The organism is Amycolatopsis speibonae, assembly GCF_042647925.1.
Lineage (GTDB): Bacteria > Actinomycetota > Actinomycetes > Mycobacteriales > Pseudonocardiaceae > Amycolatopsis > Amycolatopsis speibonae.
This window is the reverse complement of record NZ_JBHRWK010000086.1, coordinates 22,727-44,596: the sequence shown is the minus strand read 5'-3', so window position 1 is coordinate 44,596 and position 21,870 is coordinate 22,727. Positions and strand designations below refer to the sequence as shown.

The 21,870-nt window shown below is 67.0% G+C and carries 23 protein-coding genes; 10 read left to right on the top strand and 13 right to left on the bottom strand.

Translation table 11 applies throughout. The features are described 5' to 3' along the window. Positions 1-145: 145 nt before the first annotated feature. Genes ACFOSH_RS38425 through ACFOSH_RS38400 form a run of 6 tightly spaced genes read right to left on the bottom strand, consistent with a single transcriptional unit; the run spans position 146 to position 6,470 of the window. Positions 146-907: an HpcH/HpaI aldolase family protein gene (locus ACFOSH_RS38425; protein WP_378245700.1), complete on the bottom strand. Its 762-nt coding sequence runs from the start codon at positions 905-907 to the stop codon at positions 146-148. Beyond that, entirely contained in the window at positions 892-1,677 is a 786-nt protein-coding gene (gene hpaH, locus ACFOSH_RS38420; protein ID WP_378245698.1) for a 2-oxo-hept-4-ene-1,7-dioate hydratase, read from the bottom strand. The genes ACFOSH_RS38425 and hpaH overlap by 16 nt, the downstream gene beginning before the upstream one ends. Positions 1,678-1,687: 10 nt before the next feature. After that, positions 1,688-2,782, bottom strand: a complete 1,095-nt coding sequence (gene hpaD / locus ACFOSH_RS38415; protein ID WP_378245696.1) for a 3,4-dihydroxyphenylacetate 2,3-dioxygenase — start codon at positions 2,780-2,782, stop codon at positions 1,688-1,690. 31 nt (positions 2,783-2,813) lie between these two features. Continuing rightward, on the bottom strand, positions 2,814-4,319 hold the full coding sequence (hpaE, locus tag ACFOSH_RS38410) for a 5-carboxymethyl-2-hydroxymuconate semialdehyde dehydrogenase (RefSeq protein ID WP_378245694.1): 1,506 nt from the start codon (positions 4,317-4,319) through the stop codon (positions 2,814-2,816). Positions 4,320-4,332: 13 nt separating this feature from the next. Next, entirely contained in the window at positions 4,333-5,004 is a 672-nt protein-coding gene (locus tag ACFOSH_RS38405; protein ID WP_378245692.1) for a GntR family transcriptional regulator, read from the bottom strand. Continuing rightward, the gene (locus tag ACFOSH_RS38400) at positions 4,986-6,470 is read right to left on the bottom strand and encodes a fumarylacetoacetate hydrolase family protein (RefSeq protein ID WP_378245690.1); all 1,485 of its coding nucleotides are present in this window, start codon (positions 6,468-6,470) and stop codon (positions 4,986-4,988) included. Before ACFOSH_RS38400 ends, ACFOSH_RS38405 begins: the two co-directional genes overlap by 19 nt. A gap of 150 nt (positions 6,471-6,620) precedes the next feature. Between ACFOSH_RS38400 and ACFOSH_RS38395 the strand changes: the two genes are divergently transcribed. After that, a complete protein-coding gene (locus tag ACFOSH_RS38395) occupies positions 6,621-7,994 on the top strand; it encodes an MFS transporter (RefSeq protein ID WP_378245688.1) in 1,374 nt (457 codons plus the stop codon). Positions 7,995-8,012: 18 nt separating this feature from the next. On the opposite strand, the gene ACFOSH_RS38390 is transcribed toward ACFOSH_RS38395, so the two are convergent. Continuing rightward, positions 8,013-8,702 (bottom strand): IclR family transcriptional regulator, encoded by a 690-nt coding sequence (locus tag ACFOSH_RS38390; RefSeq protein ID WP_378245686.1) that lies wholly within the window; start codon positions 8,700-8,702, stop codon positions 8,013-8,015. A gap of 70 nt (positions 8,703-8,772) precedes the next feature. Between ACFOSH_RS38390 and ACFOSH_RS38385 the strand changes: the two genes are divergently transcribed. From ACFOSH_RS38385 to ACFOSH_RS38360, 6 genes are all read left to right on the top strand, one after another. Beyond that, positions 8,773-9,303 carry a flavin reductase family protein gene (locus ACFOSH_RS38385; RefSeq protein WP_378245684.1) on the top strand — a complete coding sequence of 177 codons (531 nt, stop codon included), beginning with the start codon at positions 8,773-8,775 and terminating at the stop codon, positions 9,301-9,303. Between the two features lie 18 nt (positions 9,304-9,321). Next, a complete protein-coding gene (hpaB, locus tag ACFOSH_RS38380; protein WP_378245682.1) occupies positions 9,322-10,782 on the top strand; it encodes a 4-hydroxyphenylacetate 3-monooxygenase, oxygenase component in 1,461 nt (486 codons plus the stop codon). 288 nt (positions 10,783-11,070) lie between these two features. Then, complete coding sequence (locus ACFOSH_RS38375; protein ID WP_378245680.1) at positions 11,071-11,751, top strand: HIT family protein; 681 nt, start codon at positions 11,071-11,073, stop codon at positions 11,749-11,751. Further along, positions 11,744-12,802, top strand: coding sequence for a thiamine-phosphate kinase (thiL, locus tag ACFOSH_RS38370; protein ID WP_378245678.1), 1,059 nt, complete (start codon positions 11,744-11,746; stop codon positions 12,800-12,802). Before ACFOSH_RS38375 ends, thiL begins: the two co-directional genes overlap by 8 nt. Before the next feature lie 5 nt (positions 12,803-12,807). Continuing rightward, positions 12,808-13,566 (top strand): hypothetical protein, encoded by a 759-nt coding sequence (locus ACFOSH_RS38365; protein ID WP_378245676.1) that lies wholly within the window; start codon positions 12,808-12,810, stop codon positions 13,564-13,566. Further along, positions 13,557-14,186, top strand: coding sequence for a class I SAM-dependent methyltransferase (locus ACFOSH_RS38360; protein ID WP_378245674.1), 630 nt, complete (start codon positions 13,557-13,559; stop codon positions 14,184-14,186). Before ACFOSH_RS38365 ends, ACFOSH_RS38360 begins: the two co-directional genes overlap by 10 nt. Here ACFOSH_RS38360 and ACFOSH_RS38355 read toward each other — a convergent pair. Both ACFOSH_RS38355 and cmk read right to left on the bottom strand, forming a co-directional pair. Beyond that, positions 14,183-14,620: an HIT family protein gene (locus tag ACFOSH_RS38355; protein ID WP_378245672.1), complete on the bottom strand. Its 438-nt coding sequence runs from the start codon at positions 14,618-14,620 to the stop codon at positions 14,183-14,185. The genes ACFOSH_RS38360 and ACFOSH_RS38355 overlap by 4 nt on opposite strands. A gap of 86 nt (positions 14,621-14,706) precedes the next feature. Next, complete coding sequence (cmk, locus tag ACFOSH_RS38350) at positions 14,707-15,381, bottom strand: (d)CMP kinase (RefSeq protein ID WP_378245670.1); 675 nt, start codon at positions 15,379-15,381, stop codon at positions 14,707-14,709. A gap of 597 nt (positions 15,382-15,978) precedes the next feature. Between cmk and ACFOSH_RS38345 the strand changes: the two genes are divergently transcribed. The 3 genes from ACFOSH_RS38345 (at position 15,979) to ACFOSH_RS38335 (ending at position 19,077) form a co-directional block, all read left to right on the top strand. Beyond that, the gene (locus tag ACFOSH_RS38345; protein ID WP_378245668.1) at positions 15,979-16,425 is read left to right on the top strand and encodes a Fur family transcriptional regulator; all 447 of its coding nucleotides are present in this window, start codon (positions 15,979-15,981) and stop codon (positions 16,423-16,425) included. Positions 16,426-16,458: 33 nt separating this feature from the next. Further along, the gene (gene katG, locus ACFOSH_RS38340) at positions 16,459-18,693 is read left to right on the top strand and encodes a catalase/peroxidase HPI (protein ID WP_378245666.1); all 2,235 of its coding nucleotides are present in this window, start codon (positions 16,459-16,461) and stop codon (positions 18,691-18,693) included. A 192-nt stretch (positions 18,694-18,885) separates the two neighbouring features. Continuing rightward, on the top strand, positions 18,886-19,077 hold the full coding sequence (locus ACFOSH_RS38335) for a hypothetical protein (RefSeq protein ID WP_364206733.1): 192 nt from the start codon (positions 18,886-18,888) through the stop codon (positions 19,075-19,077). An 8-nt stretch (positions 19,078-19,085) separates the two neighbouring features. On the opposite strand, the gene ACFOSH_RS38330 is transcribed toward ACFOSH_RS38335, so the two are convergent. From ACFOSH_RS38330 to ACFOSH_RS38315, 4 genes are all read right to left on the bottom strand, one after another. Beyond that, positions 19,086-19,592, bottom strand: coding sequence for an alpha/beta hydrolase (locus ACFOSH_RS38330; RefSeq protein ID WP_378245663.1), 507 nt, complete (start codon positions 19,590-19,592; stop codon positions 19,086-19,088). Beyond that, entirely contained in the window at positions 19,589-20,176 is a 588-nt protein-coding gene (locus ACFOSH_RS38325) for an alpha/beta fold hydrolase (protein ID WP_378245661.1), read from the bottom strand. The genes ACFOSH_RS38330 and ACFOSH_RS38325 overlap by 4 nt, the downstream gene beginning before the upstream one ends. A gap of 71 nt (positions 20,177-20,247) precedes the next feature. Then, complete coding sequence (locus ACFOSH_RS38320) at positions 20,248-20,703, bottom strand: ester cyclase (protein WP_378245659.1); 456 nt, start codon at positions 20,701-20,703, stop codon at positions 20,248-20,250. A 126-nt stretch (positions 20,704-20,829) separates the two neighbouring features. Next, entirely contained in the window at positions 20,830-21,840 is a 1,011-nt protein-coding gene (locus tag ACFOSH_RS38315) for a hypothetical protein (RefSeq protein ID WP_378245657.1), read from the bottom strand. Between the last annotated feature and the right edge of the window lie 30 nt (positions 21,841-21,870).

The following is a 21,870-nucleotide window of genomic DNA, read 5'->3' as shown; positions in this document are numbered from 1 at the left end:
GCGCGCGCCGAAGCCTTCGGTCGCGATCCGTGCCCGCGTCGCCTCCCAGACTCGGGCGGTTCGTGCGCGAGGTCGCGTTCCACCTGCCAGCGCAGGGCCGGATCGGAGTCGAGCAGCCACGGCATCATGCGGCCGATCTTAGGTGTCAATGCCGCCGCGCGAGCGCCTCCGAACCTTGGGCGAGCAGCGTGACGTCGGCACCGACCAGAACGAACGAAGCGCCGGCGTCGAGATAGCGCTGGGCCTGCGCGGGGTCGAACGCGTTGACCCCGACAGGCTTCCCTTGCGCACGAACGGCCTCGAACGTGCCGACGACGGCCGCGGTGACGTCCGGGTGCGTCTGCTGTCCAAGCAGTCCCATCGACGCGGCCAGATCGGACGGTCCGACGAAGACACCGTCGACGCCGTCGACAGCGGCGATCGCGGCGGCGGCCGCGACACCTGCCGTCGACTCGATCTGCACGAACAACGACGTGTGCTCGTCGGCGTTCGTGAGGTAGCCCTCGACCCGGTTCCAGCGCGCGGACCGGGAAAGGGCGCTGCCGACGCCGCGTACCCCTCGCGGCGGATAGCGGACGGCCCGGACGACGGCCTCCGCTTCCTCCGCGCTGTCGACCATGGGCACGAGCAAGTTCTGCGCGCCCAGGTCGAGCAGTTGCTTCAGCGCGACCACGTCGCCGGATGGGGCGCGCACCATCGGCGTGATCGGATAGGCGGCGATCGTCTGCAGCAACGATTGCACCGTCTCCAGCCCGGTGGGGGTGTGCTCGGTGTCGAGGAGCAGCCAGTCGAGCCCGGAGCCCGCGCAGATCTCCGCGACGACCGGGCTGCCCGACGTCACCCACATGCCGATCAGCGGCCGGGTGCCCAGCTGCTCCCGGAACGTCGGGTCTAGACGAAGCGGCACGTGATCGCCCCCAGGTCCCGGTAGTCGGCGGTCACGGTGTCGCCGGGGTGCACCCACATCGGCCGGGTGAACGAACCGGCCAGCACGATGTCGCCCGGATCGAGTTTGTCGCCGTGCTGCGCGAGTTTGTTCGCCAGCCAGGCGACGCCGTTCGCGGGATGGTTCAGCACCGCGGCGGCGACGCCGGACTCCTCGATGGTCTCGTTGCGGTACAGCAGCGCCGAGACCCACCGGAGGTCGACGGCGTCCACGGCGACGGGGTTGCCGCCGTAGACCATGCCGCCCATGGCCGCGTTGTCGCTGATCGTGTCCACGATGGTCCGCCCCGTCATTTCGATGCGGGACGACAGGATCTCCAGCGCCGGTACGACGTACTCGGTCGCCCGCAGCACGTCGAACACAGTGGCGTCCGGCCCGGAGAGGGACTCGCGGAGCACGAAGGCCAGCTCGACCTCGATGCGCACGTTCGAGAACCGGCTGTGCTCGATCACGGAACCGTTCTCGAACACCATGTCCGCGAAGATGGCGCCGTAGTCGGGTTCGGTGATCCCGGTGGCGGCCTGCATGACCTTCGAGGTGAGCCCGATCTTGCGGCCGACCGGACGGCGCCCGGCCTCGATGCCCCTGCGCCGCCATTCGTTCTGCACGGCGTAGGAGTCTTCGACGGTCATGTCCGGGTAACGCGCCGTCAGCAGCGGGATCGTCTCCCGGGCCGCCTCCGCGGCCGCCAGCTCATCGGCGATCGCGGTGATCGTTTCCTGTTCGAGCATGTTCCCCGCCTCAGAGCTGGTTGCCGAGTTTGTACTCGCCCTGTTTCCAGGCCGGCAGTTCCCCGTCGTCGTCACCCTTGCGGGTGTAGGAGAAGCCGTCGGCGCCGATGGTGACTTCCAGTTCGCTGTCGTCGGTCCGCGCGACCACCGGCTGCGGCTTGCCGTCGAGGTCGAGCACGAGGGAGGCGTCGGTGTACCACGACGGGACCACCGGCGTGCCCCACCAGTCGCGGCGCTGGTTGTCGTGCACGTCCCAGGTGACGACCGGGTTGTCCGGGTCGCCGGTGTAGTAGTCCTGCGTGTAGATCTCGACGCGGTGCCCGTCGGGGTCGCGCAGGTACAGGTAGAACGCGTTCGAGACGCCGTGCCTGCCGGGGCCGCGTTCGATGTGGTCCGACATCCGCAGCGAGCCGAGTTTGTCGCAAATGGACAGGATGTTGTGCTTCTCGTGCGTGGCGAAGGCGACGTGGTGCATCCGCGGCCCGTCGCCGCCGGTCATCGCGGTGTCGTGCACGGTCGACTTGCGGCGCATCCAAGCCGCGTACGTCGTGCCCTGATCGTCCTGGATGTCTTCGGTGACGCGGAAGTTGAGGTCCTCCATATGCCTCACCGCGAGTGGCACGTCCGGGGTGACCTGGTTGAAGTGGTCGAGCCGGACCAGCGCGCCCGGGATGTGCAGGTCGTAGCGCCAGCTGAGCCGATCGACGTGCTCGACGTCGTGGAAGAACTCGATCGGGAAGCCGAGCGGGTCCTGCACGCGCACCGAGTCGCCGATACCCTTGGTGTAGCCCTCTTCGCGGCGTTCGACCCGGCAGCCCAGCTCCGTGTAGAACGCGACGGCCTTGTCCAGATCCTCCGGCGATCGCACCCGGTAGGAGAACGCCGCGACCGCGGCGACCGGGCCTTGGCGCAGCACGAGGTTGTGGTGGATGAACTCGTCGATCGTGCGGAGGCTGACCGTCGTCTCGTCCTCTTCGGTCACCGTCAGGCCGAGGACGTCGGCGTAGAAGGCGCGCGAACGCGCCAGATCGGTGACGACGAGCTCCATGTACGCGCAGCGCAGGACGTCCGGCGGCGGCGACTTCGGGGTGGGGATCGACTTCATTGCGTCATCCTTTGTGGACGGTGGAGTGGGGTCAGCGCTTGCCGAAGGCGGGGTTGTGCACCTCGCCGAGATTGATGTGCACCGCCTGCTGGTCGGTGTAGAAGTCGATCGAGCGGTAGCCGCCCTCGTGTCCCAGCCCGGACGCCTTGACGCCGCCGAAGGGCGTGCGCAGATCGCGGACGTTGTTCGAGTTGAGCCACACCATCCCGGCCTCGACGGACTGCGCGAAGTTGTGCGCCCGCTTGAGATCGTTGGTCCAGACGTAGGCCGCGAGCCCGTACTTCGTGTTGTTCGCCAGCGCCAGCGCTTCTTCCTCGCTGTCGAACGGCGTGATCGCGACGACCGGGCCGAAGATCTCCTCCTGGAAGATCCGGGCGTCCGGTTTGACGTCGGCGAACACCGTCGGCGCCACGTAGTTACCGGTCGGGAAGCCGTCCGGGCGGCCGCCGCCGGCGACGAGCCTGCCCTCGGTCTTCCCGATCTCGATGTACTTCATGACCTTTTCGTAGTGCTCGGGATGCACCAGCGCGCCGACCTCGGTCGTCGGCTCGCTCGGGTCGCCCACCACGACACGTTTGGCTTGCTCGGCGTAGCGCTCGACGAACTCGTCGTAGATCGCGCGCTCGACCAGGATCCGGCTGCCCGCGGTGCAGCGTTCGCCGTTGAGCGAGAACACGCCGAAGATCGTCGCGTCGATCGCGGTCTCCAGATCGGCGTCGGCGAAGACGATGGCGGGCGACTTGCCGCCCAGTTCCATCGACAGTCCCTTGAGGAACGGAGCCGCGTTCCCGAAGATCAGGCTGCCGGTGCCGCTCTCGCCGGTGAACGAGATCAGCGGGACGTCCGGGTGCTTCACCAGCGCGTCACCGGCCTCCTCGCCGAAGCCGTTGACCAGGTTGAACACGCCCTGCGGCAGCCCGGCTTCTTCGAAGATCTCCGCCCACAGCGAGGCCGAAAGCGGGGTGAACTCCGCGGGCTTGAGCACGACGGTGTTGCCGGTCGCCAGCGCGGGGGCGAGTTTCCACGACTCCAGCATGAACGGCGTGTTCCAGGGCGTGATCAGTCCGGCGACGCCGATCGGCTTGCGGTTGACGTAGTTGACCTGGCGGCCCGGCACCTTGTAGGTGTCGTCGGCCTGCGCGACGATCAGGTCGGCGAAGAACCGGAAGTTCTCCGCCGCCCGGCGCGCCTGGCCCAGCGCCTGCGAGATCGGCAGGCCGGAGTCGAAACTCTCCAGCGCCGCCAGCTTCTTGTCCCGCGCCTCGACGAGATCGGCGACGCGGTTCAGCACGCGCGACCGCTCCCGCGGAAGCAGCTTCGGCCACGGTCCCTCGGTGAACGCCTTGCGCGCGGCGGCGACGGCGCGATCGATGTCGGCCTTCTTGCCGGCGGCGGCCCGGACATAGACCTCGTTGGTCACCGGGTCGATCACGTCGAGAACGGCGCCGTCGGCCGAATCGACGAGCTCGCCGCCGATGTAGTGCCGGATCCGCTCCGGGACACCGTCCGGGATCGGCCGGGGAGTCGTGGTGGTCAAAAGTCCTCCTCAGTCAGCGGTTCGCGCGCTCTCGAGCGTCCAAAAAGGCCTGCATGGTGGCCCAGCGGTGATTGCGCGCGGCGAATTCGATGTCGAGCGGATCGGCTTTCTCGGAGATCAGCCGCAGGATTTCTTCGTGTTCCTCGACCGACCGGTGCGCGCGGTCGGGGACGAACGCGAAGGTCGAGTCACGCAGTCCGGACAGCCGCGTCCAGCCTTGGTGCACGAGCTCGAGGATCTGGGGGTTGGGACAGCATTCGAAGAGCAGCGAGTGGAACTGCTGGTTCAGCGCGGTGAACTCGTGCGCGTCGAAGTGGTCGAGCAGCGCGATCATCCGCTCGTTCACCCGGCGCGCCTTCGCGATGTCCTCTTCGGTCAGTCCCGGCGCGGACAGCGCGGTGGCGACGCCTTCGACCACGCCGAGGGTCTGCATGGCGTGGACGTATTCGTTCTGGTCCACCATCGCCACGCGGGCGCCGACGTTGCGCTCGAAGGTCACGAGCCGTTCGGCCTCCAGCCGCCGGATCGCCTCGCGCACCGGGACGACGCTCATGTCGAGCGCGCCGGCGATCTCGGCGAGGACCAGCCGGTAGCCAGGGCCGTATTCGTGCCGGGCGATCCGCTCACGCAGCCACTCGTAGGCGAGCTCGGACTTGCTGGCCGTCTTCACTGCTTCTTCTGCCATGCCGCATACCTTTCCCGCCACAACGGGTTCAGCGGGAAGAGCCCCTCGATCGGGCGGCCCTGGCCGACCTGTTCGGCGATCCAGGCGTCCTCGTCCTCCTGGACCAGCGTGGCGTCGGCGACCTCTTCGGCCAGGCCCGGCGGGATGACGACCACGCCGTCGTCGTCGCCGACGATGATGTCGCCGGGCAGCACGGTGGCCCCGCCGCAGGCGACCGCGACGTCGGTGTCCCACGGCACGTGCTTGCGGCCGAGGACCGCCGGATGCGGGCCCTGGGAGAACACCGGGAGCCCGGTCGCCGCGACGGCTTCGAAGTCGCGGACCCCGCCGTCGGTGACCACCCCGGCGGCGCCGAGGTACCGCGCCCGCAACGCCAGGATGTCGCCGAGCGTGCCGGACCCCTTGTCACCTCGTGCCTCGATGACGATCACCTCGCCGGTGCCGACCGAGTCGAAGAGGCGTTTCTGCGCGTTGTAGCTGCCGCCGTGGGACTTGAAGAGGTCCTCGCGGTTCGGGACGAAACGCAGGGTCCTCGCCGTGCCGACGATCTTCGAGCCGGCCAGGTTGGGACGCACGGCGTCGATCGCGACGTTGTTCAGCCCGCGCTTGCGCAGCTGGGCGGACAAGCCCGCGACAGGCGCGCGAAGAAGCTTGGAGCGAAGCTCGTCGCTGAGCGCGGGCGGACTCTCTTCCGCCGGCTCATCCGCGGGAGTACCCCAGGCCTCGGCGCGCTGCTTGTCGTCGACTTCGGGCTGGCTGCCGACGTCCGAAAACGACCGGATGCCCTGGGAGACGGTGGTGTGGAGCCGTCCGCTGCTGGTGGAGGTGCCGGGAACGTCCACTTCGACCACCACGACGTCGCCAGGGGAGACCACCGTCGATCCGGCGGGCGTCCCGGTGAGGATGACGTCGCCGGGTTCGAGCGTGAAGTGCTGGGAGAGATCGGAAACGAACTGCCGCAACGGGAAGATCAGCCCGGCCGTGGTGTCCTCCTGCACCAGGTCGCCGTTCACCCAGGTGCGGACGCGCAGCGACGAGGGGTCGACGTCGCGCGCGTCGATGAGACCGGGGCCGAGCGGGGTGTAGCCGTCACCGCCCTTGGACCGGACGTTGGACCCCTTGTCCGCGGTGCGCAGGTCGTAGAGGCCGAAGTCGTTCGCGGCGGTGACCGCGGCGACGTGGTCCCACGCCTCGTCCGGCTTGACCCACCGGGCCGCGGTGCCGATGACCAGCGCGATCTCGCCCTCGAAGGCCAGCAGTTCGGTGCCTGCCGGACGTTCGACCGTGCCCCCGGACGTCCCGACCGAACTCGACGGTTTGAAGAAGTAAGACGGGTTCGCCGGACGCCGCCCGCGCTGCTCGGCGCGTGACGCGTAGCTGAGATGGACGGCGATGATCTTGCCCGGCCGGGTGCCCAGCGGACCGGACCCGCGACCTGATGGCGCCGTTGACTCGTAAGTGCCCATGTTTCCCTGAATCCCTCGACCCTTGCTTCGTATCTAATAACGTATATGATTCTGTGCCACAGTGGCAAGGCGGTCACCGAGTGGCTTTCGCCTCGCCCGAGGATCCCTGCGGGCCGCCACTCGCGTCAGGCCTACGTCAAAGGAGTCAAGGTGTCGAATCCAGCGCAGGATGAGCACACGCCCGGCCGGACCGCCCCGCCGTCTTCCGACCGGCGCCGGGTCGCGTTCGCGACCGTCGTCGGCACCACGGTCGAGTGGTACGACTTCTTCGTCTACGCGTCCGCCGCCGGTCTCGTCTTCGGCAAGCTGTTCTTCTCCGGGCTCGGGGCGAACAGCACCCTCGTCTCCTTCGCCACCGTGGGCGTGAGCTTCCTGTTCCGCCCGCTCGGCGCGTTCCTGGCAGGCCACTTCGGCGACAAGTACGGCCGCCGGGTGGTCCTGGTGCTCACCCTGATCCTGATGGGAGCCGCGACCACGCTGATCGGCGTGCTCCCGACGTTCGACCAGATCGGGGTCCTCGCGCCGGTACTGCTGATCCTGCTGCGGATCCTGCAGGGCGTTTCGGCGGGCGGCGAATGGGGCGGCGCCGTGCTGATGGCCGTCGAGCACGCGCCGTCGAAGCGCCGGGGACTCTTCGGTGCCTCACCGCAGATCGGCGTCCCGCTCGGTCTGCTGCTGGCTTCCGGTGTCCTGGCGCTGACCAATCTGCTCGTTCCCGGCCAGGCGTTCCTCGACTGGGGCTGGCGGATCCCGTTCCTGCTCAGTGTCGGGCTGATCCTGGTGGGTCACTACGTCCGCCGCCGTGTCGAGGAGAGCCCGGTCTTCCGGGAGATCGCCCAACGTCGTGAGCAGACCCGGACGCCGATCATCCAGCTGTTCCGCAAGCACTCCGTGCTCGTCCTGGTGGCCGCGCTGGTGTTCGCGGGCAACAACGCCGTCGGCTACATGACCACCGGTGGTTACATCCAGAACTACGCGACCAATCCGAAGGGCCCGATCGGGCTCGACCGCGGTCCGGTGCTGTGGGCGGTGACCGCGTCGGCGGCGACCTGGCTGATCTCCACGTGGGCGGCGGGCGCGGTGTCCGACCGGATCGGCAGGCGGCGCACCTACGTACTGGGCTGGATCGCGCAACTCGCCGGTGTCGCGGTGCTCTTTCCCCTGGTGGACACCGGGAACGTCGTGCTGCTGGCGCTGGGCCTGATCATCCTCAGCGTCGGGCTCGGGTTCACCTACGGCCAGCAGGCGGCGTTCTACGCGGAGCTGTTCCCCGCGTCGATCCGGTTCTCCGGCGTTTCGATCTCGTACGCGCTCGGCGCGATCCTCGGGGGTGCGTTCGCGCCGACGATCGCCACCGCGCTGGTCGACGCGACAGGTACGTCGGTGTCCGTCGCCGTCTACCTGGCGGGAATGACCGTCGTCGGTCTCATCGCCACCTTGCTGCTGCGTGACCGGTCCGGGATCCCGCTCGGACCGGATCACGAAGCCGAGCAGGCGGTCAGTCCGCTGCGCTTCGGCAAGTAGTCCCGCCGTCCGTGACGCTCACCCGCCGAGGGCGTCACGGACGGCCTTCGCCGCCGCCTTGAGCCGTTTCGCGAGCTCGGCGGGGGCGCGTGTGCTGGACAGATAGACGACTGCCAGCGCCGCGGGGTTGTGGCCGCGCAGGGGGAGCGGCACCGCCACGGCGCTGAGGTTCTCGATCACTTCGCCGTGGCTGTCCGCGTATCCGCGGGCGGCCACTTCTCGTATTCCCTCCGGCCAGTCCTCCTCCGGAAGCTGCGACAGGATCGCCCGGCCGGGGGCGCCGACGGTGAACGGATGCCTGGACCCCGGACGCTGCGCGACGGACGCGACGGCGTGCCGGGGTTCCACGCTGACCAGGGTCACGCATTCTTCGCGGTCCATCACCGCCACGAAACACGTCATGCCGAGTTCGTTCGCGACCTCGGTCAGTTCGGGCAGCGCGGCGGCCTGCAGATCGTGCTTGATCCCCGCCGCGAGCGCCGCCAAACGCGTGCCGAGTTCGAACTTCCCGGCGGGCTCCCGGGTGAGGAGCCCGTGGTCCTCCAGCGTGCGGATGAGCCGGTACGCGATCGACCGGTGGACGCCGAGTCGTTCGGCGATCTGGTCGACGCTGAGCGGTTCTTGGGCGTCGGCAAGGACTTCGAGCACGCGGATGCCTCGGCTCAGCGTTTGGGACGCGCTCGAAGCCTTGCGGGAGTCCGAAACCATCGTATACGATTCATTTCGATAGTTGAACTGGCTGTTCGATTATAGAACAGAAACCGGCAAGGTGGTCGTGATGTCACGTGAGACCAGTTTCTCGCCAGGTTCGAACCTCTACCGGCCGCCCGCGCAGTTCTTCCGGGGCTGCCTCGGCCGCTTCGCGACCGGCGTCGCGGTGGTGACCTTCGATGCCGCCACGAAACGGCACGGCCTGACGGTGAACTCCTTCACCGCGGTCTCGATGGATCCGCCGCTCGTGCTCGTGTCGATCCAGCGCACGGTGAAGAGTCACGACCTGCTCGAAGGCCGCGCGTTCGCGGTCAACGTCCTCGGCGCCGAACAGGAAGCGCTCGCGATGAACTTCGCCGGCCGCCCGAGCCCCGAAGGCGCGCCTGTATGGGTCGAAGGCGGGCACGCGCCGAGGCTCGGCGGCGTGCTCAGCTGGTTCGACTGCACGCCGTGGGCCGCCTACGACGGCGGCGACCACACCCTGTTCCTCGGCGAGGTGCGGGAGTTCGACTACCGCTCCGGCGACGCGCTCGGTTTTGTCGACGGGCGGTTCTCGACGATCCACGAATCCGCACAAGGCCACGAATCCTTGTTCTGACAAGAGAAGGAGCCCGACATGGGAGCCCGCACCGGACAGCAGTACCTCGACAAGCTCAACGCGATGACGCCGGAACTGTACGTCGACGGCGAAAAGGTGACCTCGAAGGTCGCCGAGCACGCGGCCTTCCGCAACAACGCGCTGACCTACGCGAAGCTGTTCGACCTCCAGCACGATCCGGCGCACCGCGACCTCCTGACCTACGAATCGCCGACCACGGGGGAGCGCGTCGGCACCTCGTTCCTGGTGCCGCGCACCGAGGAGGACCTCAAACGCCGTCGTGCCGCTTTCTCCGTGTGGGCGGAGTATTCCAACGGTTTCCTCGGCCGCACCGGCGACTACATGAACTCGTCGCTCACCGCGCTTTCGACCGCGAAGAAGTTCTTCTCCCAGGCTGATCCCGTCTTCGGCGAGCGCATCGAGAAGTACTACGAGATGGCGCGTGAGAACGATCTTCTCGCGACGCACACCTTGATTCCGCCGCAGGTCAACCGTTCGGTGTCCGGGAGCCAGCAGGGCGGCGGCAACCTTTCGGCGAAGGTGGTCGAGGAGCGGGAGGACGGCATCGTCGTCCGCGGTGCCCGGATGCTCGCCACGATCGCGCCGATCGCCGACGAACTCCTGGTGTTCCCGTCGACCGTCCTGCGCGGCACCCCCGAGGACGCCCCGTACTCCTACGCCTTCGCCGTCCCGAACGATGCTCCCGGGCTGAAGTACTTCTGCCGCGCCGGGCTCGACCACGGCCGCTCGACCTTCGACGAACCGCTCGCCTCCCGGTTCGAGGAGATGGACGCGGTCGTGGTGTTCGACGACGTGTTCGTCCCGAACGAGCGGGTCTTCCTGCTGGGGCATCCGGAACTGTGCAACGCCTGGTACTCCGAGACCGGGGCCGGTGCGCTCATGACCCACCAGGTCGTCACCCGCACACTGGCCAAGACCGAGTTCTACCTCGGCCTCGCCAGCGAGATCGCCGCCGCGATCGGCATCGGCGGCTTCCAGCACATCCAGCAGGACCTGTCGGAGCTGATCTCCTACGTCGAGATCGAGAAAGCCGTGCTGCGCGCGGCGGAAGCCGACGGCAAGCTGAGTGAGGACGGCGTCTTCCTGCCCAAGTGGGAAGTCCTCAACGCTGCCCGGAACTGGTACCCCACCAAGGTTTCGCCGCGGCTGACCGAGATCATCCGCAAGTTCTCCGCGTCCGGTCTCATGGCCCTGCCGGGTGAAGCGGACTTCGAGGCGGACGGGCGCCCCGACATCGACGTCTACCTCCAGTCGGCCACCCTGCCCGCCAAGGACCGCGCGCGACTGTTCAAGCTGGCGTTCGACGCGTCTGTGTCTAGCTTCGCCGGGCGGGAGACGCTGTACGAGTACTTCTTCTTCGGCGACCCGGTGCGGATGGCGGGCGCCCAGGTGAACGCGTACCCGCGGGAGGCGCTGCGGGAACGGGTGCGGGAGCTGCTCGCCCGCGACGAGGGGTAGAGACGAACCATGATGCCGCCTCCGAGCCGCCCGGAGGCGGCATTTCCCCGGTGCGGATTCCGGTGATCGGCGGGGTTGTTTTCGCGGTTTCGCCCGGTCGCGGGAAGAGTACCGATTTACGCCCATGATGTGTCCTGTATTTGTCCAATACTCCGTCATCACGAACCGGTGAGCTCGTTACGACGTTCGAGCTAATCTCCCCATTGACCGTTCAAGTCGGCCATATCGGTGCGCAAAAATCCAGGTGCCCTGATCGGCGACGGCGAGGACGAGGTGGCAGGGGGAGTCATGATCGAAACCATGCGGTGCGAGGGTGCGGATTTCTGTGCGGAGTTGTCGGGTTCGGATGACACTTCCTTCGCCCGTTTCTACGAAGGGGATCCACCGACCCGGGCAATATATGCGACGAAAAATCTGACATTGCTGGCGGATATGTCACCACTCGTTCCCGGGCATCTTCTGTTGTTGCCTAAAATCCACCACTTGTCGTTCGCTCAGGTACTTTCCTCGCACAGTGACGAGTTGCAGGACTTCGTGGGCCGCCTGGTTCCGCTGTACCGGGAGACCTTCGGCGAGCCGTTGATCATGGAGCACGGATCGAGCGCGGGGCAGGAGAGTCATGCCTGTATCACGCACGCTCATCTGCACTTTCTTCCCGTCGACGGCGAAATCGTGGACAAACTCTTGATCGAGGACGACCTGCCCTACCGGGAGCTCGGAGCATTCGGTGAACTTGCGCTGCCTCCGTGGCCGGGTTCCGCGTATTTTCTCCGTACTTACAAGGGTAAGAACCGGGTGTACCTGCCGACCGGGCGGCAGAAAAGACAGTATCTGCGCTCGGTCGTCGGAGCGGTGTTGTCGATCGAGGACCCAGAATGGGACTACGCGGTCGTGATGCGCAAGGACTCACTTCGTCAAACGATGCGCATGGTCGATTCTTGGCGAAGGAGGCTGTCCTGTGGTGAGTGAGAAATTCTCGGACGAGCCTAAGCGGCTGGCCGAGACGATAGTGCCGCTGTTCGACCATCAGGCCGGCGAGTTCGTCCCGGTGTCCTCTTCGAACGGCGACCGGGTGGAGCTGACAGCGGGGGCCGACGCTCAGGACGACTGTGCCGTGTTCCGGCTGGTCGGAAGTCACGATCTCGTGGTGGGCAGCGACTACGTCCGGGGCCCCAAGTTCAGGTTGTACGAGATGGGTCACCTCGACGAATACGACCTCGGGTACTACCTGGTCGCGGCGAACCTCAGTGATATCGCGGCGATGGGTGCGAAGCCGATCGGCCTGCTTTCCGTCGTCCGGTACCCGCCGGACATGGACGACGCGCTTTTCGGATTCGTCATGAAGGGCATTCGTGACGCTTGTGCCGTGTTCGGTTGTCTGAACGTGGGCGGCGACATCGGCGGGGCGGAGCGGCTGATCCTCTCGGCGTCGGCGCTGGGGGTGTGCCCGGCGGGCGGTGCTCTCCTTCGCTCCGGGGCGAAACCCGGCGACGTCGTGTGTTTGACGGCCCCGACCGGTCCCGCCGGGGCCGCGATGGCCTACCTGCGCGCCGGTTCGACGGATCCGGCCATCGAAAGCGTGCTCCCGTCCTTGCTCGCGAGCTGGAAGCGTCCGATGGCGAGGGTGGACGAAGGCCTCGTGCTCGGGGCTAGCGGGGCTGTCACGAGCTGTCAGGACACGTCCGACGGACTCAAAGCGACGCTGGAGAGCATCGCCGAACTGAGCGGTGTCGGAATCGTCGTCGACGAAAAGGCCGTACCGGTCCCTGAAGCGGTCGCGGCGGTGGGTGCACACGTCGGAGCGGATCCACTCGGTCTGGTCATGGGGGATTCGGTCGATTTCGAACTCGTCTTCACGATTCCGCGGTCGCGGGTAGACGAACTCGCCGAGTCGGTGGACTTCCATCGGATCGGCGCCGTCACCGCGGACCGGGGAGTGGTCTTGGCGCGTCCGGACGGCAGTCGTACGACCCTGCCCGGCAAGGCATGGCGCCATCAGAGTGGCGATCGAAGAGCATGAGACGGGTGACCGCCAGGGCAGCGGACAAGGCCGTTCTGCTGTCAGCGACGTTGTTCCTGGCGGGCAAGGCGTACAACGTGCCCTCCAAAGCCTTGTGGGACGGTGTCCTGCACGACCGCCAGTACCTGCTGCTGGTGACTCTCGCCGTGGCGGGGGTTTTCGGCGCGTTGACACCGTTCGAGAGCTGGCAGGGCCGTTCGTTCGTGGACCGGAACGTGCTGATGCGCCGAAGGGTCCTTTCCACTTTCGGCAAGCTGCTCGAAATGAGCGCGAAGATCGAGCCGCCATTGGATACGGGAGATCTGGCACTTCATGTGTGGCGGCGCAGGCGGACGTGGCGGCATCCGATACACGGTGTGCTGAAACGACTTTCGACTTATCGGATGTCTTCCTATCCCGAGACGCGGAAGTTCGCCCCCACCCGTGGTGTCGGCGTGGTGGGACTCTGCTGGCTCCGTGATCGCGAGATCCAGTTCGACGTCGAGCCCTTGACGGAGGAACTTGAGGACCAGGCGAAGTTCGATCAGTACGTGAAGCGGAACGGATCAGAATCGGTGATGAACCTCTCCTGGGAGATGTTCAATGACCTCAAACATCGGGCCGCGCTCTTCGCCACGCCCATCAGGAACAGCCGCGGCCGCTTCGTCGGCTGCATCAGTGTCGACGCGAGCCGCGGCTACGGCGCGCTGGACAAACGTGAGCTGCTCGCCGAGATGACGAAACTGGGCTTGGACATCCGGAGTGAGGATTTCGAGTGCACCTGAACGACGAGAGCCTGCGTGCGGTGGTGTCGAGCACCCGCCGGACCTATGACGAGAGTGCCGAGGCCTACGTGAGAACCACCGACACGCTCGACAAGTTCCCGGGTCTGGATCGCGAACTCGACCGGTTCTTCGATGCACTGCCCGGTGCTTCCGTGCTGGACCTGGGATGTGGCTCCGGTCGTGACTCGGACTACCTGATCCGGCGGGGCGCGACCGTGGTCGCGGGCGACCTCAGTGCGGTCATGCTGCGGACCACCCGCGATCGGTGCGCGGTGGCCGGCGTGGTTCAGCTGGATCTGTTGGCCATGCCCTTGGCCGGCGGTGTGTTCGACGGAGTCTGGGCCTGCGCGAGTCTGCTCCATGTGCCGCGGTCGGCTCATCTCGCAGCCTTCGTCGAGATTCATCGCGTGCTCGCCAAAGGCGGCGTGGCCGCGATCAGCCTCAAAGAGGGTGATGGGGAAGGCTGGATCGGGGACCCGCGGATGTCGTCACCGCGTTGGTTCTCGCCGCGCAGACCCGAAGCCGTGGTCCGTGAACTCGGCACCGCCGGTTTCGCGTCCGCCCGCGTGTTCCCGAGCGGGCGCGGTACCTGGTTCGTCGTGGAGGCGACGAAGACCTAGGAATTCCACTCGTCCGGGTTCGTCCCGGGCAGGACATGCCGGATGCCACCGCGGGGATCGGCCACGTCGCCGTGATGACGGGGGATCAGGTGGATGTGCAGATGGTCGACGGTGCGACCCGCGGCCGGTCTTTCGTTCACGCCGATGGTGTAGCCGTCAGGCCGGAATTTCTCGTCGAGTGTCCGACGGGCTTCTTTCAGCAGTTCGTAGGCTTCGGTGAGCTCGCTGGGAGTGAGATCGAAGAAGGATTCGACGTGCCGCTTCGGCACGACTTCGACATGGCCTTCCGCAGCGGGGAAGTTGTCCCAGCGTACGTAGATTTCCTTGCCGTCGAGCATCAGCTTGGTGACTTCGGGGTCGTGTATCTGACAAAAGAGGCATTTGCCGGAGACCGGCTCGGCTTCGGTATTCGCCGCCAGTGCCGACTCCATCATTGATACTCCTTGTCATTGATCGATCACTTGAAGTCATAATCAGGACAACTTAGCCTCGTCGCAGACGAAGCAGAAGCTTACTCGCACTAATGGTTGAGCTCTAAGCCACGGCTCCGGCATGTCGAGGACATGCGATCGAGTACCTGCTCGACGGTGAGATCGGAGGTGTCGATCGTGAGGGCATCGGCGGCGGGGAGCAGTGGCGATGTCTTGCGGGACATATCCGCGTCATCTCGGCGAGTCACGTCCCGGAGCACGTTTTCGTAGGACTCTGCCCGTTCCTGGGTGAGTCGACGCATCGCCCTCACTTCGGGTGTCGCGGTCAGGTAGAACTTGACCGCGGCCCTCGGAAAGACAGTCGTGCCGATGTCGCGGCCTTCGATGACACAGTGGTCGTGCGTGGTGGCCCAAAGCCTGATGAGGCTGGTCACCCGCTGCCGGACGTCCGCGATCCTGGCGACCGCGGAAACGGCGACGTTGACAGGAGTCCTCCTCAGTGCGGCGGAAGCATAACGTTCGGACGTCAGGAGGCTGGTGGAACGGCTCTCTTCGATCAACTCGTCGCAGAGACCGGTGATTTCGGGGGCGTTGTCCACCGGGATTTCCCGTTGCAGCGCCTCGAAGGCGATGATGCGGTAGGTTCGACCGCTTTCGAGATAACGCAGGCCGAAGGTCTTGGCCAGTGCCAGGCAAGTGGTGGTCTTGCCTGCGGCAGCGGGCCCGTCCACTGCGACGACCGTGCCGAAAAGTGGTCCAGACATGCTTCTTTCCTTGTGGGGTAGGCAATCTGTGGAAAACGGGAAGTGGGCAGGGCGCAAATGCTAGCAGTGGGACGCCGTGTCGTGGCATCGTGCTCGGTACCGCCCCGGAGCTGCGAAAACTCCGGATATGTTGCTGTGTCAGGGATTGTTCCTCCCTGTGGTGGAGGTGGAGGCGGCCGTTTGGCGACGCTCCGCCAGATCCAGTCACTCGTACGGGCGTATCGGGGCTTCCCTTATGGCTGAAGCGTAGTCGAACTCTTTCCGGGCAACGAAAAGAGTGGTGCGGCGGTCACGACGGTCGACGCCGATGTGCGCACGGGCAAGAGCGGGTCGAGGTATCGCACTATCGTGTCGCCGACGTAACCATTGGTGGCGTACGTCTCCTTGTGTCGTTGTTGATTTCGCGAATGTTGCAAGCAGGTGGAAAATCCGCACGGCTGTAACAAATGTGGAGTCTTTGCGACTTATGTGGCCCACATCGCGCCGGTGGCCCCTCGTGAGCACGTCTCGGCGCGGAAGGCGGGGAGACGTGCGGCGGAGACACGCCCGGGATCCCATCAACTTGATTCATTCCAGAAAATGGGCCAGACTGCGGCCGTGCCCACGACCCCGGACTTCGAGCGGATGCTGCGCGGGGCCTCCCTGCGCGTGACGCGTCCCAGGGTGGCCGTGCTGACCGCGGTACGCGACCACCCGCACGCCGACACCGACTCGATCATCGGTGCGGTGCGTTCGGAGCTCGGCGAGGTCTCTCACCAGGCCATCTACGACGTGTTGCGGGCACTGACCGCCGCGCGTCTCGTCCGGCGGATCCAGCCGTCGGGGTCCGTGGCACGCTATGAGTCCCGGGTCGGGGACAACCACCACCACGTCGTCTGCCGATCATGTGGTGTCATCGCCGACGTCGACTGCGCTGTCGGTCCCGCACCCTGTTTGAGCGCGTCGGACGACCACGGCTTCGTGATCGAAGAGGCCGAGGTCATCTACTGGGGCCTTTGTCCCGACTGTGCTATCGAAACCCGCGCTACCGAACCCCGTTCCTGAGCCCTGCAAGCCCTGATCCTCGGAAGGATTCCCGTGTCTGACAGCCCGGACGCCGTCGTCGGCGAAATGAACGAAGAGAGCGCGGGCGGCTGCCCCGTCTCGGCGGGGCGACGCAACCACCCCACCGAAGGCGCGGGCAACCGCGACTGGTGGCCGAACCAGCTCAACCTGAAGATCCTCCGGAAGCACACCGCCGCTTCCGACCCGATGGACGCCGGGTTCGACTACGCCGCCGAGTTCAAGACCGTCGACCTCGGCGAACTCGCCAAGGACGTCGACGCCGTCCTCACCACTTCGCAGGAGTGGTGGCCCGCGGACTTCGGCCACTACGGCGGCCTCATGATCCGTATGGCGTGGCACAGCGCGGGCACGTACCGCATCGAGGACGGCCGCGGTGGCGCCGGCGCCGGCATGCAGCGCTTCGCCCCGCTCAACAGCTGGCCGGACAACGGCAACCTGGACAAGGCCCGCCGTCTGCTCTGGCCGGTCAAGAAGAAGTACGGCCGCAAGATCTCGTGGGCCGACCTGATGATCTTCACCGGCAACCGCGCCCTGGAGACGATGGGCTTCAAGACCTTCGGCTTCGCCGGTGGCCGCGCGGACGTCTGGGAGCCGGACGAGGACGTGTACTGGGGTCCCGAGCGCACGTGGCTCGGCGACGAGCGCTACAGCGGTGACCGTCAGCTCGAGGGCCCGCTGGCCGCCGTGCAGATGGGCCTCATCTACGTGAACCCGGAAGGCCCGAACGGCAACCCGGACCCGCTGGCCGCGGCCCGCGACATCCGCGAGACCTTCCGCCGCATGGCGATGAACGACGAGGAGACCGTCGCGCTGATCGCCGGCGGCCACACCTTCGGCAAGGCGCACGGCGCGGCGAACCCCGACGAGCACGTCGGTGCCGAGCCCGAGGGCGCTTCGATCGAGGAGCAGGGCCTCGGCTGGAAGAACTCCTTCGGCAGCGGCAAGGGCCGCGACGCCATCACCAGTGGTCTCGAGACCACCTGGACCTCCACACCGACCCAGTGGAGCCACGGCTTCTTCCAGAACCTGTTCGGCTACGAGTGGGAGCTGACCAAGAGCCCCGCCGGCGCCCACCAGTGGCAGCCGAAGGACGGCGCGGGCGCGAACACCGTGCCCGACCCCGAGTCCGGTGAACTCAAGCGCCCGCCGACGATGCTCACCACCGACCTGGCGCTGCGGTTCGACCCGATCTACGAGCCGATCTCGCGCCGGTTCCTGGACAACCCGGACGAGTTCGCGGACGCCTTCGCCCGCGCCTGGTTCAAGCTGACCCACCGCGACATGGGCCCGATCCAGCGTTACCTCGGCCCGCAGGTGCCGCAGGAGACGCTGATCTGGCAGGACCCGGTGCCTGCCGTCGACCACGAGCTGATCGACGACGCGGACATCGCCTCCCTCAAGGAGAAGCTGCTCGCTTCGGGCCTGTCGGTCTCGCAGCTGGTCTCCACCGCGTGGGCGTCGGCCTCGACCTTCCGCGCCAGCGACAAGCGTGGTGGCGCCAACGGTGCCCGCATCCGCCTCGAGCCGCAGCGCGACTGGGAGGTCAACGACCCGCAGACGCTCGCTCAGGTGCTGCAGACCCTGGAAGGTGTCCAGGAGTCCTTCAACGGCGCCCAGACCGGCGGCAAGAAGGTCTCGCTGGCCGACCTGATCGTCCTGGGCGGCGTCGCGGCCGTCGAGAAGGCCGCCAAGGACGGCGGTCACGACGTGACCGTGCCGTTCACCCCGGGCCGCACCGACGCGACGCAGGAACAGACCGACGTCGAGTCGTTCGCCCCGCTGGAGCCGGCCATCGACGGTTTCCGCAACTACCGCGGCAAGGGCCACCGTCTCCCGACGGAGTACCTGCTCATCGACCGCGCGAACCTGCTGGACCTGAGCGCGCCCGAGCTGACCGTCCTCGTCGGCGGCCTGCGTGTCCTCGGCGCCAACGTCCAGGACTCGAAGCACGGCGTCCTCACCGAGAAGCCGGGGTCGCTGACCAACGACTTCTTCGCGAACCTGCTCGACATGGGCGTGCGGTGGACCGCGGCGAACGGCGACGGGGAGACCTTCGAAGGCCGCGACTCCGCGTCCGGCGAGGTCAAGTGGACCGGTACCCGGGCCGACCTCGTGTTCGGGTCCAACTCCGAGCTTCGCGCGGTGGCGGAGGTCTACGCCAGCGACGACGCCAAGGAGAAGTTCGTCCGCGACTTCGTGGCGGCGTGGGACAAGGTCATGAACCTCGACCGGTACGACGTGGCGTGATCCGAGCCTGAACCTCGGCTTGACACCGGGCCGGCCGCACTTCGCGGCCGGCCCGGCCTGCTTTCACGGCGTCACACGTTCGGCGTAGTCGAAAAGCACAAGCCCGGAATGATGGATAGCACTGGATGTGAAGGCCCCGCTGACGGACGATTTCGCTGCCGACGTACCACCGAACGCCTGGGAGCGAGTCGCATGAAGAACGAAACCACCGAAAACCTCCGTCTGCTCTTCTCCGGCCTCGGGATCGACACCGCGAGGGCGGGCGGCGAGGTCGACCTCGTGATCGACCGCTTCGACAACTGGACCAACAAGGCGCGCGTGGACGCTTTCAGATGCTTCACCGGCGCTTGCTGCGTCGTGCCACCCCTGGCCGAAGCCAAGTGACTCGCTGATCACCGGCCGGTCGGCGGCGGGATCGGCGCTCCGGCGCAGGACCCGTCGCCGGCTTTGCCGGTCGAGAAGAACTCGACGGCCTTGCTCGCGCAGAGGAGCGAGGACAGCGAACCGTGGTGGTCGTCCTCGACGGTGAGCAGGGAGCCGCCGATCCGCTCGTGCCTGGCCACCGCCCAGTCGATCGGGGTCACCGGTTCGCAGGTGTGCCCGACCAGTTGCAGCGGACTGGTCCCCGGCGTGAAGGTCCACGGCTGGACCGGCAACGGCCGGCCCGCGCGGACTCGGTCGAGCCTGCGCTGCCAGATCGTCTCGAAATCGCGAGGGCCTTCGGAGGCGTGCAGAGGATCGCCGTCTGCTGGAAGGTGTTGTACCCGTTCGGGTCCACGTCCCAGCCGAAGCCGCGACCCTGCCCTGCCGCGGGTTTCGAAGCGAAGGTCCCGCAGGGTCGCGAGTGCGTTGGCGGCGTTCGCCCACTCGCGGCGCGGACCGGACAGGTAGTTCGTCACCGTCTCGCCGTGTTCGTCGCGTCGTCCATCGCGCCGACGTCGAAGATCGGCGCCATGACCGAGTCCAGCAGCATGCGGTCCACCCGGGAGTCGAACGCGGTGCGGTAGGCGGCGCCGAGCGCGGTGCCCCAGAAGACCCCGTAGAAGCCGATCTTCTCCTCGCTCAGCGCTTCCCGGATCCGGTCCATGTCGCGAGCGACGTTCTCGGTGGTCAGGTTGCGGACGAACTCGGGGTGGGCGGCGACGCAGCGCTGGTTCACCTTCGCGTCCCGTTCGAACACGAACCGGGCCTTTTCCTTGTCCGGCAAGGAAGCCAGAGGTTCGGCGTCGTCACCGGGAAGCGATGGGCAAGCGACGTTCGCGCTGTAGTCGACGCCGCGTGGATCGAAGCCGATCAGATCGTGATCCACGCCGATCCCGGCGGCCTTGCTGTCGGTGATCCACCGTGGCTCATGGATCCCGGATTGGCCGGGGCCGCCGGGATTCAGCAGTACGACGCCCTTTCTCCGGGCGGGATCGGTCGCTTTCTGCCGCGAGAGCGCGATGTCGATCTTCCGGCCGTCCGGCATGGGCGGTTTCTCCAAGGCTCGACGGCGGGGCTTCGTCGGCCTCGCCGCGCGCCCCGTCCGTCCACATCGGCCGATCGGCCGTTGGTTCAGACCTCGCCCGACGCCAGAAGATTCAGCAGTTCGGCGTGCCCGGCCTGCGTGATCAGGCTGGCCGCGTCGAAGTAGACGCGCTCGTTGGTGATCCTGTCCCCGTCGAAGAAGAACACCGCGATGATCGGCACGCGGAACGCCTTGCCGGTGGGCGGGCGGCCGTAGAACTCGCCGAGGTTGGTGCCGAGCAGGTCGAACTCGACGATGACCGACTCGTCGGCGAAGTGGTAGCGGACGTTGTCGTGCCGCTGATCCGGGAAGGCCGTGCGGGTCATGCGGTAGTAGCCCATGACCTCCTCGTCGCCGTCGAAGATCTGCCCCGTCGCCATGATCTCGTAGTGCGGGTGGCCGTTGAAGGTGCCCAGCGTGCGGTCGAATTCCTGGGTCACCTCCGTGTCCATGTGCTCTTCGATGATCTTGTGGCGGCGCTCGCGCAGGTCTTCGCTGATCACTGGTCCTCCGGGTCGTTGCTGGTGGCGATCCGGAGCCTACTGCCCGGGGAAGTCGCGTTGGTCGTGAGTGGTAAGTGCCGTTCTAACGACACTTACCACTCACGACCAACTGCACCGTGCGCCAGGTCAGCCGCAGGAAAGGCTGCCGGCGCGGAGCGCGTGGTCGCCCTCGTTCCCGTCGTCCGCCCAGACCACTTGCTTGCTCCCGGAGGCGCAGGTGGGCGAGATGGCGAAACCTTCGTTGTTGTAGTCCGGCATCGCGCTCGGACGGTTGTAGGTGGCGGTCGCGGCGAACTTGCCCTGCGCGTTGACGGCGAGCGTCGTCAGGTTGCCGCTGCAGTTGTCGTCACAGACCGCCCACAGCTTGCTGGTCGAAGCCTCGTACTCGAGCTCCATGATCGAGTCGAGTCCACTCGCGAAACTCGCGACGCGCGTGTACTTCCCACCCGCCTGGTCGAGGGCGTAGGCGTAGATCATCCCGTTGCTCTCGAGGCCGACGAGGTAGAGGCCGGTGCCGTGGCCGGGGTAGGTGCTCGGGTTGTACGGAGCCTTCGTGCGCTCGTCCACGAACCCCTTCGCGGTGAGGGCGCTGTCCGGGATCCACGAGACGGCTTCGAGCCCGTCGTTGGCCGAGACCTTCGGCAGGTCCGCCGTCAGATCCCACTCGGCCTTGGCGGTGAGGGTCTTGGCCGAACCGGAGACGTCGTACCGGAGCACCTTGAGCGCGCTCTTCTTGTCGTTGTCGCCGTCGCGTTCGGTGGCCGCGACCACGCCGTCCGGAGTGGCCACGACGGCTTCGGCGTCCGGGTCGCCCTTGCCGCTTCGGTAGCGCAGCGCCTTGCCGGACGACCAGCCGTTGGCCGTGTCCGGCTTCCACTTCGTGCCGTTGCGCACGAGGCGGTAGAGCGTGCCGGGTCCGTTCTTCACTGCCCACAGGACGTTGGCGCCTTCGAAGGACAGACCGCTCATGTTGCCGCCGAGGACGTTCGAGTCGTCGGCGTTCGACACGGCTGAACCGCCTGGCCAGGGCTCGTTGGCCGTGGTGCTCGCGGTGGCTGTCGTCGCGGGCAGGACCAGCAGGGCCGCGGCGACGGTGGCCACGGCTGCGGGGCGGATCCGGCGAGGTGATCGGGGCATTCGCGCTCCTTCGGGGCGGACGAAGTGGAT